Below are 14,522 nucleotides of genomic sequence, written 5' to 3' on the forward strand. Positions count from 1 at the left end.
GACAAAAAAACCCCGCAGCCAATGCTACGGGGGTTTTTCGTTTCACATCTGCCAGGTGATTAGTCTTCTTTGCGGTACTTTACCGAAGACCAAAGACGCTTGTTCGTCAGATAGAGCAGAACAGCCAACAAAGTTAGGAATACAACGCCGGCAAAACCTGCCTGCTTGCGGGCCATCATTTTTGGCTCGGCTGTCCACATCAGGAATGCCGATACGTCTTTCGAAAGGCTTTCGATATCGGTCTCGTGGCCATCCGCATATTCGACGTCGTCACCATAAAGCGGTGGAGCCATTGCGATCCATGTGCCGGGATAGGCCGTGTTTTCATAGAAAACAACGCCCGCCTGCTCTTTCTCTTCACCGGTATAACCGGTCAGGAGGGATGCAATATACTCCGGTCCGCCGATGCCATTGATGAACTGGTTGATCCCCAGCCCGTAAGGTCCGTGGAAACCGGCACGCTTTTTCGCCATCAAAGACAGGTCAGGAGCGTTTTCAAGATTTGACTCCGGAAAGTGGTCTGTCGGGACAGCCGTACGGAAATCATCAAGCTCGGGATCGAACACTTCGAACTGGCTTGCGTATTCGATCACTTGCTCTTCCGGCAGCATCGGCCCGCCATCATCGCTGAGTGTACGCAGAGGAACGAACTTCAAACCATGGCACGCCGAACAAATCTCGGTATAGACCTGCAGGCCGCGCTGAAGCTGGTTGACGTCGTACGCGCCGAATGGCCCTTCAAAGGAAAAATCGTAGTTCTCTGTATGGGCTGCGCTGTCCCCCGCAGCCATGGCACCGGTGGTGCCAAGGCCAAGGATAACCAGCGCAGAAGCGGTAAGTTTCTTCATCATCTTCATATCGGTTACTCCGCCGGCTTCACGATTGTTTTGGTGCCACCGGCATTCGGCGCGTAATGCGCGTTGAAGTCTTCTTCGATGGTCGCAGGTTGTGGCAGCGGTTTCTCGATCACACCAAGGATCGGCAAGATCACGAGGAAGTACGCAAACCAATAGGCCGAAGCGATCAACGAGAAGGTCGCATAGGGTTCTTCCGCAGGCATCGCACCCAGCCACATGAGGGCAAAGAAATCGACGACCAGCAGGCCAAACCACCACTTGAACATTGGGCGATAGCGGCCTGACCGTACACTGGACGTGTCCAGCCACGGCACTGCCGCCAGAACAGCAATCGCACCGAACATCGCCAGAACACCAAAGAACTTCGCATCGATGATGCCGCCGGTGAGCGTCTCGGCGATGATTACGACCCAAACGTCAGAGGTGAAAGCCCGCAAAATCGCGTAGAATGGCAGGAAGTACCATTCTGGCACGATGTGTGCCGGTGTCGCCAGCGGGTTCGCCTCGATGTAGTTATCGGGGTGGCCCAGATAGTTCGGCATAAAGCCGACGACAGCAAAGAATACGGCCAGAATGACCGCCAGCGCGAACAGATCCTTGATGACAAAGTAAGGCCAGAAGGGCAGCGTGTCTTTCTCTGCTTCTTCTTTGGACCCGCGACGCACCTCCACACCCGTGGGGTTGTTGTTGCCGGTCGTGTGGAAAGCCCAGATGTGTAGGATCACAAGACCCGCAATCAGGAAGGGCAAGAGATAGTGCAGGCTGAAGAAACGTGTCAGCGTTGCGTTATCAACAGCAGGTCCGCCCAGCAGGAATGTCTGCAGTGTTTCACCCACGAAGGGGATCGCGCCAAACAGGCCGGTAATCACGGTCGCACCCCAGAAGGACATCTGACCCCAAGGCAGAACATACCCCATGAAGGCCGTTGCCATCATCAGGAGATAGATCAGCATACCGATGATCCATGTCACCTCGCGCGGTGCCTTGTAGGAACCGTAGTACAGGCCCCGGAAAATATGAGCATAGACCGCGATGAAGAACAGCGATGCACCGTTCGTATGCAGGTAGCGCAGCATATGGCCGCCGTTCACGTTGCGCATGATATGCTCAACAGAGGCAAAGGCCAGGCTGGTGTCAGGCGTATAGTGCATCACCAGCACGATGCCGGTAATAATCTGAAGCGCCAGACAGAAGGTCAGCACGATCCCCCAAATCCACATCCAGTTCAGGTTCTTCGGTGTGGGGATCAAAAGCGTGTCGGACAAAAGGCCAACGATCGGCAGGCGGCGGTGCAGCCACTTTTCGCCGTTCGACTTCGGCTCGTAATGGTCGTGAGGAATTCCGGACATTTTTTGCTCCCTTAACCCAGTTTGATCGTGGTTTCATCCACGAATTCGGCCACTGGCACCGGCAGGTTTGTCGGTGCGGGCCCTCGGCGGATACGGCCGGCTGTGTCATAGTGCGACCCATGACAAGGGCAGAACCAGCCACCAAAATCACCGGCATCGCCAAGCGGTACACAGCCCAGGTGTGTGCAAACGCCCATCATGACCAACCACTCACCCGCTTCATCAAGTGTGCGGTTTTCGTCCAATGCAGAGGCATCTCCGCTGATATTTGCGTTTTCAGCGCCCTGATCAGGCAGATCCGACAGTTCGACCGCGCGACCTTCGGCAATCTCGTCTTCGGTACGGCGGCGAATGAACACCGGCTTGCCCAACCACTTTACCGTCAGCTGCGAACCGGGCTCGAGGTCAGCCACATCCACACGGATCGAGGACAACGCGAGCACGTCGGCTGAGGGGTTCATCTGGTTAACCAGCGGCCAAACGGCGGCACCCACGGCCACAGCGCCTGTACCGGCAGTTGCATAGTACAGGAAATCCCGACGGGTTTCTGTGTGATCTTCTGCGTTGGACACGTAATTTTCTCCAATCATTCAGGGTCTGTCTGACCACAGGCGAGGGGACAGCCGAAACGGCATAGCCCGATTTGACACGGTATCTAGCCCGCAGACTTACGCCCGTCTAGGTCCCAAACACGCACAAAGGGTCGCAGGGCCGACTTAAGATAATGAAAACGGGGACAAATGGGCGTTTTTTCACGCCGGAGGACGCGTTGCCATCATTGAAGGACGCGAATCAAATGTTTCAAACCAGGCGGCCAGTGCATCGTTGCCCTTGCGCCAACCGCGTGCGTCGTGCCGGAAATCCACATAAGCCAGCGCACAGCCTATCGCGATCTGCCCCATATCCAGTGGACCGGACAAATGGCTCATCCACCGCGTATTCAACGCCGCGCAAGCGCGGTCAATCTTGGCCCATTGGCCTTCAACCCATTCGACCATCTGCTTGGCTTCAGGTCGCATCCGCCCTTCATAGGTCATCGCCAGGGCAGCATCCAAAATACCATCCGCCGTGGCCTCAAGCGTCAGAATATCCCAGTGCCGCGCTCCTTTGCCATAAAGCGCGCCTCCCGCACGGTCGTTCAGATAGGCGCAGATCACCCGACTGTCGTAAAGTGCGGGCCCTTCGGTACGCTCCAACGCCGGCACCTTGCCCAAGGGGTTGTTGGGCAGAAGCGCCTGATCAGCAGCCAGAGGGGTGGTCGCAATATCGGTAAGCGTCACATCATCAAGCTGGTCTGTCTCGTGCAACAGCACCATTACTTTGCGCACATATGGCGAGGTCGGGGAAAAGGCCAGTTTCATGGGGTCACTCCAGTTTGGGTTTGTCTTAGTATCATCCGTGCTGCCGCAAGGCGCAATCGTGCCGTTCCACGGCTGTCGCTATTTACCTGTACCTTGCATCAGCGCGGCAAGGATGTCGGCCTCGCTGCCAAAACCATAGGCCGCTGCCCGCCCTGCCGCGGCCATACGCACGGCGTCGGGTTTGTTCTGGCCCAGTTTCCATGTGCCATCCACCCCCATGATCCGCATCCGGCACGGCACAATCATGCGCATCATCTTGTCCATCGCGTCTGGCGTCATCTTGGTCGTCTTCCACGGTACCTTTGGCAACAACCTGTCTTCATACATCGCTGACTGACGATCCAGCAAATTACGCAGCTCGTCTTGCGGACGTCGCTCGACCGTGCCTGACAGATGCACCGCAACATAGTTCCACGTCGGAACCTGATCCGGAACGCCGTACCAGTCAGGCGAAACATAGCTGTCTGGTCCGGACACGGCGATTTTTGCTGCCATCGGGGCCTTTAGTGCGCGGACGATCGGATTGGACCGCAACAGATGCAACTCAGCCGTGACGCCATCATCGCTCAGCAGAAACGGAATATGGCTGAGCAACGGCGTGTCTGCACCGTTCACCGCCAAGACGCCAAAGCCACGCTCGCGGGCAAACGCCAGATTACGCGCAGCATCAGCGTCATGGTAAACCGGGTTGGGATGCATGACCGATCTCCTCTGACGGTACGTCTGCTCTTGCACAGACCACAGGACAGGTGCAGGCTGCAAGTATTCTCAGGGCGGGGTGCAATTCCCCACCGGCGGTAGGGGGCACGCCCCAAGCCCGCGAGCGGCCTTTCACGAGGTGCCAGCAGATCCGGTCAAATTCCGGAGCCGACGGTCATAGTCCGGATGGAAGAGAATGCACGCAATGCGGGGGCTTTGGGCCATCTGAATTGTGCGCGAATCGCCTTGGGTGGACGTGTCTGAACCAAAGGAGATTCATTATGACGACACATGGCAAAATTGCCCCCGCCCGCTTTGCATTCATCAAGGCCCGTTGGCACGCGGATATCGTGGACCGCAGCCTAGACGGGTTTAGCGAAGCGATCCCCCTTAACCAGATCGACGTCTTTGACGTGCCCGGCGCTTTCGAGATGCCCCTGATGGCACAGAAGCTGGCCGGGACGGGCCAGTATGCGGCAATCATCTGCGCAGCTTTCGTGGTCGACGGCGGCATTTACCGCCATGATTTCGTGGCCAGTGCGGTGGTGGACGGGTTGATGCGGGTCGGTCTGGATACCGGGGTTCCGGTGCTTTCCGTCTCGCTGACGCCGCATCACTATCAGGAAACCGATCATCACAATGCCATCTACCGCGATCATTTCGTGGTGAAGGGCCGTGAAGCGGCGTCCGCAGCACTTCAGACACTAGAGGCTATGAACAAGGTTCCGGCTTAGTCGTTTTCTTTTAGAGAAAACGGCCGGAAACATTGAAAGTTTCCGCGCCCTTATCCAAGGTAGGCCTTCAGCTCCGGCGGTGGATTGTCCATCAGTTCTGCCGCCGGTTCAGGTGCCCGCGCGACACCATCGTCGACAAATATCACCTGATCCGCAATCCGGCGCACATCTTCGGGCGTATGGGTGACCATGATCAGACCGGCACCTGTTTCGGCCACCAGCCCGGCGACCAGATCCAGCATCTCCAGACGCAGCGCCGGACCCAGCGCTGCAAAGGGTTCGTCCAACAAAACCCAGGGCCGTGCCTGCACCAACACCCGTGCCAGCGCCACGCGGCTTTGCTGCCCACCCGACAACGCACCTGGCTTTTTGCCTGCTTGATCGGCAAGGCCGACGCGCGCCAAAGCGGCAGCCACACGGTCCTTGTCCTCAACACTCAGCCGCATATCTGGTCTGATCCCCAATCCAACGTTCTGCGTGACACTCAGATGCGGGAACAGGTTATTGTCCTGAAACAACATGGTCATAGGCCGTTCACCGGGGGGCGCGGTCGTAATATCCTGGCTTTGCCAGACCACCCGACCCGCTCTCAGCGGTACAAACCCACAAAGCGCTCCCAGCAAGGTAGACTTGCCCGCACCAGAAGGTCCGATCACAGCATAGGACTGCCCTTGTGCCAACTCCATCTCGGCACGCAGGCGAAAGTCCCCAAGTGCAATCTCGATCCCCTCAAGCCGCAGCATAGTGTTTCCCCACTGCATCACAGGCCCAGAAAGCACCCAGCGCCATCACCAGCAACAGCAGGGCCGCACCGGACGCCGCTTGCATCTGATAGGCCCCCATCAAACGATACATTTGCAGGGGCAAGGTCGCACGATCCATATCCGCAAATAACGTGATCACTCCCAAATCCCCCATCGACAGCGCCCCGGTCAGCCCCGCCGCAAATCCCAGTTGCGGGGCGAGACGTGGCAAAATCACCCAGCGCCACAGCGGCCAACCCCTCATTCCCAGTGTTTCGGTCACCCGTCCAAAATCCTGCAAGGTATCGCGCAGACGCGGCACGATAATCCGCAACACAAAGGGCAATGCCATCAGCGCATTAACCAGCGCCGTCACCGGCAAGGCGAGCGCCGCCGGATTCATCAGCGGATTGATCACGATAAACCATCCCGTCCCGATCATCAGCGGGGAGGCGGAGAGACCCAGCAGGCCAACCGCCTCGACCCCGCCTGCCCTGCGGCTGGCGATCCAACCTGCCATCGGCAGCGCAATCGCACCCAACACCAAGACGCTAAGCACGGAGACATAGAAGGAAGCACCTGCAGCTTGCCAAACGCTGCCCGGCATCACCACAATACCCGTCACACCGCGCAAGACGACCGCGCAAAGTGGCACCAAGAGAAATCCGGCGGCCAGGGCGATCACGCAACCGTCCCATAGCCTTTGCCAGCCGCCCCGCGCATCCCAGCGCAGCAGCGGACGGTCCTGCCCGCTGCCCATCGAAATCGCCGGAATGATCCATAGCGCCAGCAGCGCGGCACCGCCCGCCATCACCAACTGCACCACCGACAAAAGCGCAGCCCGCCCCAGATCAAAATCAAAGCGGAACGCCTGATAAATCGCCAGTTCCAACGTGGTCGCACGCGGCCCACCGCCCAGCGTCAGGGCCACAGCAAAACTGGTCAGGCAAATGACAAAGATCAACGCCGCTACCCCCGGCACCACCTTCCGCAAGAGTGGCAATTCCAGCGTGCGGAACACGGCCCAAGGGGTCAGACGCAATTGCGCGGCCAAACGAAACCGCTCTGCCGGAACGGTCTGCCAGCCTTGCAACAAAAGCCGCGTGGCCAAAGGCAGGTTGAAGAAAACATGCGCCAGAACTACACCTTGAATGCCATAAATCGACACCGCAGGCAGGCCCAAGCCTTCAAGCAAAAGGTTCAGCCAGCCGCTGCGTCCAAAAACCGCCAGCAACCCCAGCACCGCGACGATCACGGGCAAGATGAACGGCGCGCCCAAGAGCGTCACAAGAACCCCGCGCCCCAAAAACCGCCGCCGCGCCAAAGCACGGGCCACCGGCACGGCCAACAGAACCGAAAACAGCGCCGATAGAAACGCTTGCCAGACCGTAAACCGCATTGCCGCCCAATCGGACGGCGCAAAGCCCGTGCCTGCTTCCGCCCGGCTCAGCACAGCAATCAACGCCCCAAGGATCAGCACAACGACCAACGCCGCCATGCTGACCCCTGATTTTGTGCTTACTGGGACAGAGCGCCAAGCCATTCGGCCAATGCCTCATCTCTGAGGGCCGGTACTTTGTCCGCCTCGATCAGACGGGCGTTCTCTGGCTGGACCAGCGCCTCGAACCCCTGTGGCAGGCCACCCGATGGCATCACCGCCGGATACATCCAGTTGGTTGTGGGCAGGATCGACTGCGCCGCGTCGGAGACCATGAATTGCATGAACTCTGCCGCCAACTCGGGCTGGTCAGATCCTGACAGACGCCCGACAACTTCGATCTGCATATAGTGGCCTTCGTCAAACACCACTGCCGCCTTGGTTTCGTCCTCTTCGGCGATGATGTGATAAGCGGGCGATGTCGTATAGCTCAGCACCATATCGGCCTCGCCTTCGAGAAACAGACCGTAGGCTTCGGACCAACCCTTGGTCACGGTCACGACATTGTCGGCCAAGCCTTCCCATATTGCGGGGGCCTTATCGCCATAAGCATCCTTGACCCACATCAGCAGGCCCAGCCCGGGAGTAGATGAGCGTGGGTCTTGGATCACGATCTTCAAATCGCTTTCACCCAGCGCCTTGAAATTCGCGGGCGGGGTCATGTCCTTGTTATGGACAAACGCGAAATAGCCCCAGTCGTAGGGCGCGAACGTGCTATCGGTCCATTCGATCGGCAGCGCGTAATCGGCAGTGACATCGGTATCAGCAAACAGCCCTGTCTCTTTGGCGGCTGCAATCAGGCTGGTGTCCAGCCCCAGCACCAGGTCCGCGTCCGACCGTTCGCCTTCCAGCTTGAGCCGCGCCAGCAATGCAGCACCATCGCCGTTGCCCACGAATTTCAGATCACAGCCGCAGGTTTCCTCGAATGCCTTTTCAATCTGCGGGCCGGGACCCCAGTCAGAGACAAAGCTGTCGTAGGTATAGACGACAAGTTCAGGTGTTTCGGCCACGGCTGCGGACGCGGCGATAAGTGTTGTAGCAGCAAGTGTAAGAGCCTTCATGGCATCCTCCAAAATGCGGCGACGAGAAGTGCAGGAGAAGTGCCCGTACCTTCCCTCCGCCGGTGTTAACCGGTTCAGGTTCGACGGGTCAGCTTGCGCTATCTCAGCTAGGCACTTTCAGAATTCGAAAATCATCATGTATTCGGGTGCGCGCATTCATGGCGGCATCCAGATGCTTCAAAATCCGAAGGCGCGTTAGCCCCCCGAGGTAAGGGAAGGGATAGGTGGGAAGCATCTGAATGACAAGGGGGCAGGAACGTGCCTCGTTTTGTCAAAGCCTGTCGAGGCTATCTGCAATTTCGGATGCAATCGCCTTTGCATCCACGCCTTCTCTTTCGGCCGAGACGCGCAGGCCCAGGAGGTCGGATTGATAGCGGCGGGCAAGCGCCATCGGATCATGGGACGCAGCAATATCCCCCGCAGTTTGCGCTTCTTGAAAAAGCTCTGCAAAATTAGCCTCCATCTTCAGCAGATGTTGGTTCGCCTCCTGTGCCAAAGGATGGTTTTGCGCATGCAGCTCAAGCAGCGTCTTGGACAACATACAGGCCTTTGCGGGGGCCTCATCATTTTCGACCACCATCTCTGGGAACCGTTGCAGCGCTTTGATCGGACCGTTTCTTTCAGCCAAATCCTTCAAACGTGCACGACCGTCTTGGGCATACTTCTCCATAGCGAGCGCAAACAGCGCCTCCTTTGACCCGAACGCCGCATAAAAACTGCCCGGTTTCATCTGCAAGGCAGCTTCAAGGTCTTTCAACGATGTGCCTGCCCAGCCGCTCTTCCAGAACAAATCCCGGGCGCGATTGATTAGCTCATCTCGGTCGTAATTCGGTTTGCGTGGCATGTTGTCACCAATACTTGAATGATCGCTCAATTATATACTTGAGTGATCGCTCAAAAAAGCCTAAATGGCAAGTAATCGTAATTTATACAGGATGCCTGAACATGAACTTCCCCTCACACGATCTCGAAACAGCGCCAGAAGCTTCCAAGCCCCTATTGGAAAACTCACAGAAGGCCTTTGGCCGCTTGCCGGGTCTGCACAAGGTTCTCGCGGAACGCCCGCAAGCCTATGAGGCCTATCAAGTCCTGCACAAACTTTTCACCGAAACCGATTTCGATGCAGAAGAGCTGACCGTCGTCTGGCAAGCCATCAACGTCGAGAACGCCTGCCACTATTGTGTTCCGGCCCACACGGGCATCGCGAAAATGATGAAGGTTTCGGACGAGATCACCGAAGCCCTTCGCAACGAGACCGCCCTGCCGACCACCAAGCTTGAAGCGCTCCGCACGTTTACCATCCAGATGGTGCGCGAACGCGGCAACGCGACCGAAGACCAGCTGAACACTTTCTTTGAAGCTGGATACAGCCACCGCGCCGTGCTGGACGTCATCTTGGGGATCGCTCAGAAAACCATGTCGAATTACGTCAATCACGTCGCAGAAACGCCCGTTGACGAAGTGTTCCAGCCTCTGAAATGGGAACGCAGCGACACGCCGCTCAAGGTTTAAGCCTATCAGGACGCGCTGCACATCAGGTGGAGCGCGTTTTGACCGCAGATCGCTTGTACAGCCAGAGACACCGTGTCTCGCCAGCTCATTTTGCATATATGCCAAAACCCCTTGAGGCACCTTTCCCCGCCCGTTAATGCAGTCCCTAACAGGAGTGCACCGCATGTCGATCAACAGCTTTGGCCATCTTTTCCGTGTCACCACTTGGGGCGAAAGCCACGGGCCTGCTTTGGGTGCAACCGTGGATGGCTGCCCTCCCGGTGTGCCTGTTGATGCCGATATGATCCAACATTGGCTCGACAAGCGTAAACCCGGCCAGAACAAATACACCACTCAGCGGCGCGAGGCAGACGAGGTGCGCATACTGTCCGGTGTGTTTGAGGGTGTGACGACTGGCACGCCCATTCAGTTGATGATCGAGAACACCGATCAACGCTCCAAAGACTACGGCGACATCAAGGACAAGTTCCGCCCCGGGCATGCCGACATTACCTATTACCAGAAGTACGGCATTCGCGACTATCGTGGTGGCGGGCGGTCTTCGGCGCGTGAAACGGCATCCCGCGTGGCAGCCGGTGGACTGGCCCGCGAGGCGATCAAGGCACTGGCCCCCGACATGCAGATCACCGGTTACATGGTGCAAATGGGCCCCCACCAGATAGATCGAAGCAGCTTTGATTGGGACCAAATTGACCAGAACCCTTTTTGGGTGCCTGATGCCAAGGCCGCGACTGAGTGGGCTGACTACCTTGATGGGTTGCGCAAGTCCGGCAGCAGCGTTGGTGCAATCATCGAAGTCACCGCTCGGAACGTACCTGCCGGTCTTGGCGCGCCGGTTTATGGCAAACTCGACACCGATCTGGCGGCGGCAATGATGTCGATCAACGCTGTTAAAGGTGTCGAGATTGGCGAAGGCATGTCTGCTGCGATGCTGACCGGAGAGTTGAACGCGGACGAGATATTCATGGGAAACGATGACCAGCCCCGCTATTCCTCCAACCACGCGGGCGGCATCCTTGGTGGTATCAGCACCGGACAGGACGTTGTTGTACGCTTTGCGGTCAAACCCACCTCCTCCATCCTGACCACGCGCAAGACGATCACCAAATCGGGCGAGGAAACCGAGATCATCACCAAAGGCCGCCACGACCCTTGCGTCGGCATTCGTGCAGTGCCGGTGGGCGAGGCGATGATGGCCTGCGTGCTGCTGGATCACATGCTGCTGCACCGGGGCCAGATTGGACAGAATCGCGGTCACATCGGTTAAGCGGAAGGAAACTTCCAAAGTTTCCGACCCCGCCTTGCACTTCCCTCGACAGGGGCGCATTAAATCCGCATGGCGGCATCGCGTATTCAAAATCTTCCCGGTCGCGCAATTGCGTTGAAAACCGGAGCAGTCTTTTTGTTCATGGTCATGGCCGCCCTGATCAAGGCAGCATCGGGCGAAGTGCCGCCCGGACAAGCCGTATTTTTCCGCTCATTCTTTGCAATTCCGGTCATTGGGGTTTGGCTTTGGCAATCGGGCCACCTGCATGACGGGCTCAAGGCTAACAACGTCATGGGGCATGTCTGGCGCGGGCTGATCGGCACGTCGGCGATGGCGCTGACCTTTGCGGGTCTGGCGCTGCTGCCCTTGCCCGAAGTTACCGCCATCGGCTATGCTACGCCCATGTTCACCGTCATATTCGCCGCAGTTCTTCTGGGCGAACGCGTGCGGTTGTTTCGACTTTCCGCCGTGGCACTAGGCCTGATCGGCGTGATGATCGTCATTGCACCGCGTCTGTCGATGGATCAAAGCTATGGCAACCTTGCGACCATCGGGGCCTTGATCGTGCTGACGGCCTCGATCCTGCGGGCCTTGGTGCAGATCCATGTGCGCCGGTTGGTGCAAACCGACTCCACCAGCGCCATCGTGTTCTACTTCTCGCTGACCGCTACCTGTCTGTCGCTAATGACATTGCCACTGGGCTGGATCATCCCCATTCCTACGCTGGCATGGACCCTGCCGGACATCAGCGTCTTTGCCCAGATCAGCTGCGCGGGTCTGATCGGTGGAGTGGCGCAGATCATGGTCACGTCGTCCTACCGCTTTGGCACCGCATCTATGCTGGCACCTTTCGATTATTCCTCGATGATCTTTGCCGTGCTCATCGGCTGGGTGGTCTTTAGTGAAGTCCCAAGCAGCACGATTTTGATCGGTGCCGCCCTTGTCATTGCCGGTGGTGTGCTGATCATATGGCGCGAACGGCAGTTGGGTCTGGACCGCAGCAAATCCAAACCCAGCATCGCGCCTTCGGGCACCCCGAATTGAGGAACAAACATGTCAGACGATCACAAAACAAAGATGCAGGAACGCCAGACCGAACAGCGCAAAAAGGTCTCAGAACTGGTCGATCCCGACAAGGGTCTGGTGCTGGTCCATACCGGCGCGGGCAAGGGCAAGTCGTCCTCTGCCTTTGGTGTGATCGTGCGCGCCTTGGGCTGGAAGCAAAAGGTAGGTGTGATTCAGTTCATCAAGGGCAAATGGAAGACCGGCGAACGCCAGTTCTTCGACCGTCTGGGCGAGGTGACCTGGCACACGATGGGCGAAGGCTTCACTTGGGACACCCAAGACAAGGACCGCGACATCGCAGCCGCCCAAGCCGCATTCGCCAAGGGGCGCGAAATGATGGAAAGCGGCGACTACGACTTGATAGTGATGGACGAGATCAACATCGCCATGCGCTATGATTACCTTTTGGTCGAGGATGTGATCGCGGGGCTGGATGCACGTGATGAACGCACCGGTGTGATCCTGACGGGCCGCGATGCCAAGGCTGAGCTGTGCGACTACGCCGATCTGGTGACCGAGATGACCGAGGTAAAGCACCCGTTCAAAGCCGGGATCAAAGCCCAGCGCGGCGTGGATTATTGAATATGACACAGACGCCGCAAAAGGTTGCCCTGATCACCGGTGCTGCCCGTGGAATCGGGCTGGCCACCGCGCAGCTGATGATCGAAGACGGTTGGCGCGTGGCCCTGCTGGACCGTGACAAGGATGAATTGAGCAGCGCCGCAGCACCTCTCGGCGATGCCGCACTTTGCCTGCCGCATGATGTGTCAAACCCGCAGGCCGCACCGCTAGCGATCCGCACCTGTCTTGATCATTTCGGGCGACTGGACGCTCTGGTCAACAACGCTGGCGTCGCGGATTTCGGGCCAATCGAAGACACCGACTTTGCCCGTTGGCGGCGCGTGATGGAAACCAATCTGGATGGCGTGTTCCTGATGTCACAGGCAGCCACGCCCGCGCTGCGCGAGACCTCTGGTGCCATCGTCAACATCGGCTCCATCTCTGGTCTGCGGGCATCGACCCTACGCGTCGCTTATGGCACCTCCAAGGCTGCGGTGATCCACCTGACAAAACAACAAGCGGCAGAGCTTGGCGAATACGGCATCCGTGCCAATTGCGTTTGCCCTGGCCCCGTACGCACCAAACTGGCAATGGCGGTACATACCCAAGACATCATCGACGCGTATCACGATGCGATCCCGCTGAACCGCTATGGCTCAGAACGTGAGATCGCCGAAGTCATCGCGTTTTTGTGCAGCACAAAGGCAAGTTATGTGACCGGTCAGATCATTGCCGCGGATGGCGGATTTGAAAGCACGGGCGTTGGCCTGCCGTCCTTGCGACGCCCCGACTGACGCCACAACACTATGATATTCCGGCTTCGGTCTAGGGCACCGAACCTTCGAAAGGCTCGCGTTTGCAGCGAATCGTGCTAGCCTGACCTCCTCTAGGGAGGAGAAACACATGAATACGAAACTACTTATTGGGGCCGCATTTGCGCTGAGCCTTGGCAGTACGGCGGCATTTGCGCAGGACTGCGCACCATCCAAATGGGGGGCGGATGACACGATCGGTTCGGCCAACCTTGTGTCGCCAGAGCGTACCTTGGCCGCGACCAAACTGATCAAACAGGGCAAAAGCATGCCGCTTGGCATCACCATCGGCTCAGACACACCTGCGTTTCCACCACGGTCGCTGAACCTGCAAGTTGTGCAGCCAAACCAGCAGGGCGGCGTCAAGTTGTCCGGTTTCGGATACGAAGGAAACTACAACGATGACATTCTGCAAACATGGATCGGTATCGGCTCGCAACTCGACGGCCTGGGACATCTGGGCGAAGGCGGGATGTATTATAACTGCCTGGACGAAAAAGAGATCAGCGTCATCACCGGCCTGACCAAGCTGGGAACCCATGCCGTGCCGCCACTGGTCGGCCGTGGTGTCGTGCTTGATATGGCAGCCCAGGCAGGTGTCGATGTGATGCAAGCAGGGCAAAGCTTTGGCTCTACCGAGATCAAGGCCGCCGCAGAAGCTCAAGGCGTGACGATTGGCGAAGGCGACATCGTGTTGTTTCACACCGGTTGGACAGAAGGCATGTTCGAAAGCGACCCGACGGCATGGGGATCTGCCGAGCCGGGGATCACTAATGAAGGGGCGGTCTATATGGCCTCGCTAAACCCGATGGCCGTTGGTGCGGATACTTGGGGTCTGGACGTGATCCCGCCAGCCGAAGGCGACAAGGTGTTCTATGGCCACGTTACCCTGCTCAAGGAAAACGGCATCTACATCCTTGAGACGATGAATGTTGGCCCACTGGTGCGCGAAGGTGTGTCCGAGTTCATGTTCGTGCTCGGCCAACCACGTATCCAGGGCACGGTACAGGCGATGATCAATCCGGTCGCTTTGTACTAATTACAAACGAAAACGGGGCAGTCT

The 14,522-nt window shown here is 57.9% G+C and carries 16 protein-coding genes and 2 riboswitches; of the genes, 7 read left to right on the forward strand and 9 right to left on the reverse strand.

Going from position 1 to position 14,522, the window contains the following annotated elements; all coding sequences use genetic code 11:
* Positions 1–59: 59 nt before the first annotated feature.
* The 5 genes from Z945_RS0108350 to Z945_RS0108370 all read right to left on the reverse strand — a co-directional run bounded on the left by Z945_RS0108350 (position 60) and on the right by Z945_RS0108370 (position 4,266).
* Positions 60–851 (reverse strand): cytochrome c1, encoded by a 792-nt coding sequence (locus tag Z945_RS0108350; RefSeq protein ID WP_025051649.1) that lies wholly within the window; start codon positions 849–851, stop codon positions 60–62.
* An 11-nt stretch (positions 852–862) separates the two neighbouring features.
* Positions 863–2,206, reverse strand: a complete 1,344-nt coding sequence (gene petB / locus Z945_RS0108355) for a cytochrome b (protein ID WP_025051650.1) — start codon at positions 2,204–2,206, stop codon at positions 863–865.
* Positions 2,207–2,217: 11 nt separating this feature from the next.
* Positions 2,218–2,778, reverse strand: coding sequence for a ubiquinol-cytochrome c reductase iron-sulfur subunit (petA, locus tag Z945_RS0108360; protein WP_025051651.1), 561 nt, complete (start codon positions 2,776–2,778; stop codon positions 2,218–2,220).
* A 180-nt stretch (positions 2,779–2,958) separates the two neighbouring features.
* A complete protein-coding gene (locus Z945_RS0108365; RefSeq protein ID WP_025051652.1) occupies positions 2,959–3,567 on the reverse strand; it encodes a glutathione S-transferase in 609 nt (202 codons plus the stop codon).
* Between the two features lie 78 nt (positions 3,568–3,645).
* A complete protein-coding gene (locus tag Z945_RS0108370) occupies positions 3,646–4,266 on the reverse strand; it encodes an FMN-binding negative transcriptional regulator (protein WP_025051653.1) in 621 nt (206 codons plus the stop codon).
* A 61-nt stretch (positions 4,267–4,327) separates the two neighbouring features.
* A riboswitch (FMN riboswitch) is annotated at positions 4,328–4,468 on the forward strand.
* Positions 4,469–4,547: 79 nt separating this feature from the next.
* Here Z945_RS0108370 and Z945_RS0108375 point away from each other — a divergent pair.
* Positions 4,548–5,000 carry a 6,7-dimethyl-8-ribityllumazine synthase gene (locus Z945_RS0108375; RefSeq protein WP_025051654.1) on the forward strand — a complete coding sequence of 151 codons (453 nt, stop codon included), beginning with the start codon at positions 4,548–4,550 and terminating at the stop codon, positions 4,998–5,000.
* A gap of 50 nt (positions 5,001–5,050) precedes the next feature.
* On the opposite strand, the gene Z945_RS0108380 is transcribed toward Z945_RS0108375, so the two are convergent.
* The 4 genes from Z945_RS0108380 to Z945_RS0108395 form a co-directional block, all read right to left on the reverse strand.
* The gene (locus tag Z945_RS0108380; RefSeq protein WP_025051655.1) at positions 5,051–5,743 is read right to left on the reverse strand and encodes a thiamine ABC transporter ATP-binding protein; all 693 of its coding nucleotides are present in this window, start codon (positions 5,741–5,743) and stop codon (positions 5,051–5,053) included.
* Positions 5,730–7,286: a thiamine/thiamine pyrophosphate ABC transporter permease ThiP gene (locus Z945_RS0108385; protein ID WP_025051656.1), complete on the reverse strand. Its 1,557-nt coding sequence runs from the start codon at positions 7,284–7,286 to the stop codon at positions 5,730–5,732. The genes Z945_RS0108380 and Z945_RS0108385 overlap by 14 nt, the downstream gene beginning before the upstream one ends.
* Positions 7,262–8,242, reverse strand: coding sequence for a thiamine ABC transporter substrate binding subunit (gene thiB / locus Z945_RS0108390; RefSeq protein ID WP_025051657.1), 981 nt, complete (start codon positions 8,240–8,242; stop codon positions 7,262–7,264). Before thiB ends, Z945_RS0108385 begins: the two co-directional genes overlap by 25 nt.
* A gap of 34 nt (positions 8,243–8,276) precedes the next feature.
* Positions 8,277–8,458: riboswitch (TPP riboswitch) on the reverse strand.
* A 55-nt stretch (positions 8,459–8,513) separates the two neighbouring features.
* Positions 8,514–9,086, reverse strand: a complete 573-nt coding sequence (locus tag Z945_RS0108395) for a TetR/AcrR family transcriptional regulator (protein ID WP_025051658.1) — start codon at positions 9,084–9,086, stop codon at positions 8,514–8,516.
* Between the two features lie 101 nt (positions 9,087–9,187).
* Here Z945_RS0108395 and Z945_RS0108400 point away from each other — a divergent pair, with 101 nt between their 5' ends.
* From Z945_RS0108400 to Z945_RS0108425, 6 genes are all read left to right on the forward strand, one after another.
* Entirely contained in the window at positions 9,188–9,754 is a 567-nt protein-coding gene (locus Z945_RS0108400; protein WP_025051659.1) for a carboxymuconolactone decarboxylase family protein, read from the forward strand.
* 163 nt (positions 9,755–9,917) lie between these two features.
* The gene (gene aroC / locus Z945_RS0108405) at positions 9,918–11,021 is read left to right on the forward strand and encodes a chorismate synthase (RefSeq protein WP_025051660.1); all 1,104 of its coding nucleotides are present in this window, start codon (positions 9,918–9,920) and stop codon (positions 11,019–11,021) included.
* Between the two features lie 69 nt (positions 11,022–11,090).
* Positions 11,091–12,065, forward strand: coding sequence for a DMT family transporter (locus Z945_RS0108410; RefSeq protein ID WP_025051661.1), 975 nt, complete (start codon positions 11,091–11,093; stop codon positions 12,063–12,065).
* A 9-nt stretch (positions 12,066–12,074) separates the two neighbouring features.
* Positions 12,075–12,668, forward strand: a complete 594-nt coding sequence (gene cobO / locus Z945_RS0108415) for a cob(I)yrinic acid a,c-diamide adenosyltransferase (protein ID WP_025051662.1) — start codon at positions 12,075–12,077, stop codon at positions 12,666–12,668.
* A 2-nt stretch (positions 12,669–12,670) separates the two neighbouring features.
* Complete coding sequence (locus Z945_RS0108420; RefSeq protein ID WP_025051663.1) at positions 12,671–13,441, forward strand: SDR family NAD(P)-dependent oxidoreductase; 771 nt, start codon at positions 12,671–12,673, stop codon at positions 13,439–13,441.
* A 109-nt stretch (positions 13,442–13,550) separates the two neighbouring features.
* Positions 13,551–14,498, forward strand: a complete 948-nt coding sequence (locus tag Z945_RS0108425) for a cyclase family protein (protein ID WP_025051664.1) — start codon at positions 13,551–13,553, stop codon at positions 14,496–14,498.
* The last annotated feature ends 24 nt before the right edge of the window (positions 14,499–14,522 follow it).

It is taken from the genome of Sulfitobacter noctilucae (assembly GCF_000622365.1).
In the GTDB taxonomy this organism is placed as follows: Bacteria; Pseudomonadota; Alphaproteobacteria; order Rhodobacterales; family Rhodobacteraceae; genus Sulfitobacter; species Sulfitobacter noctilucae.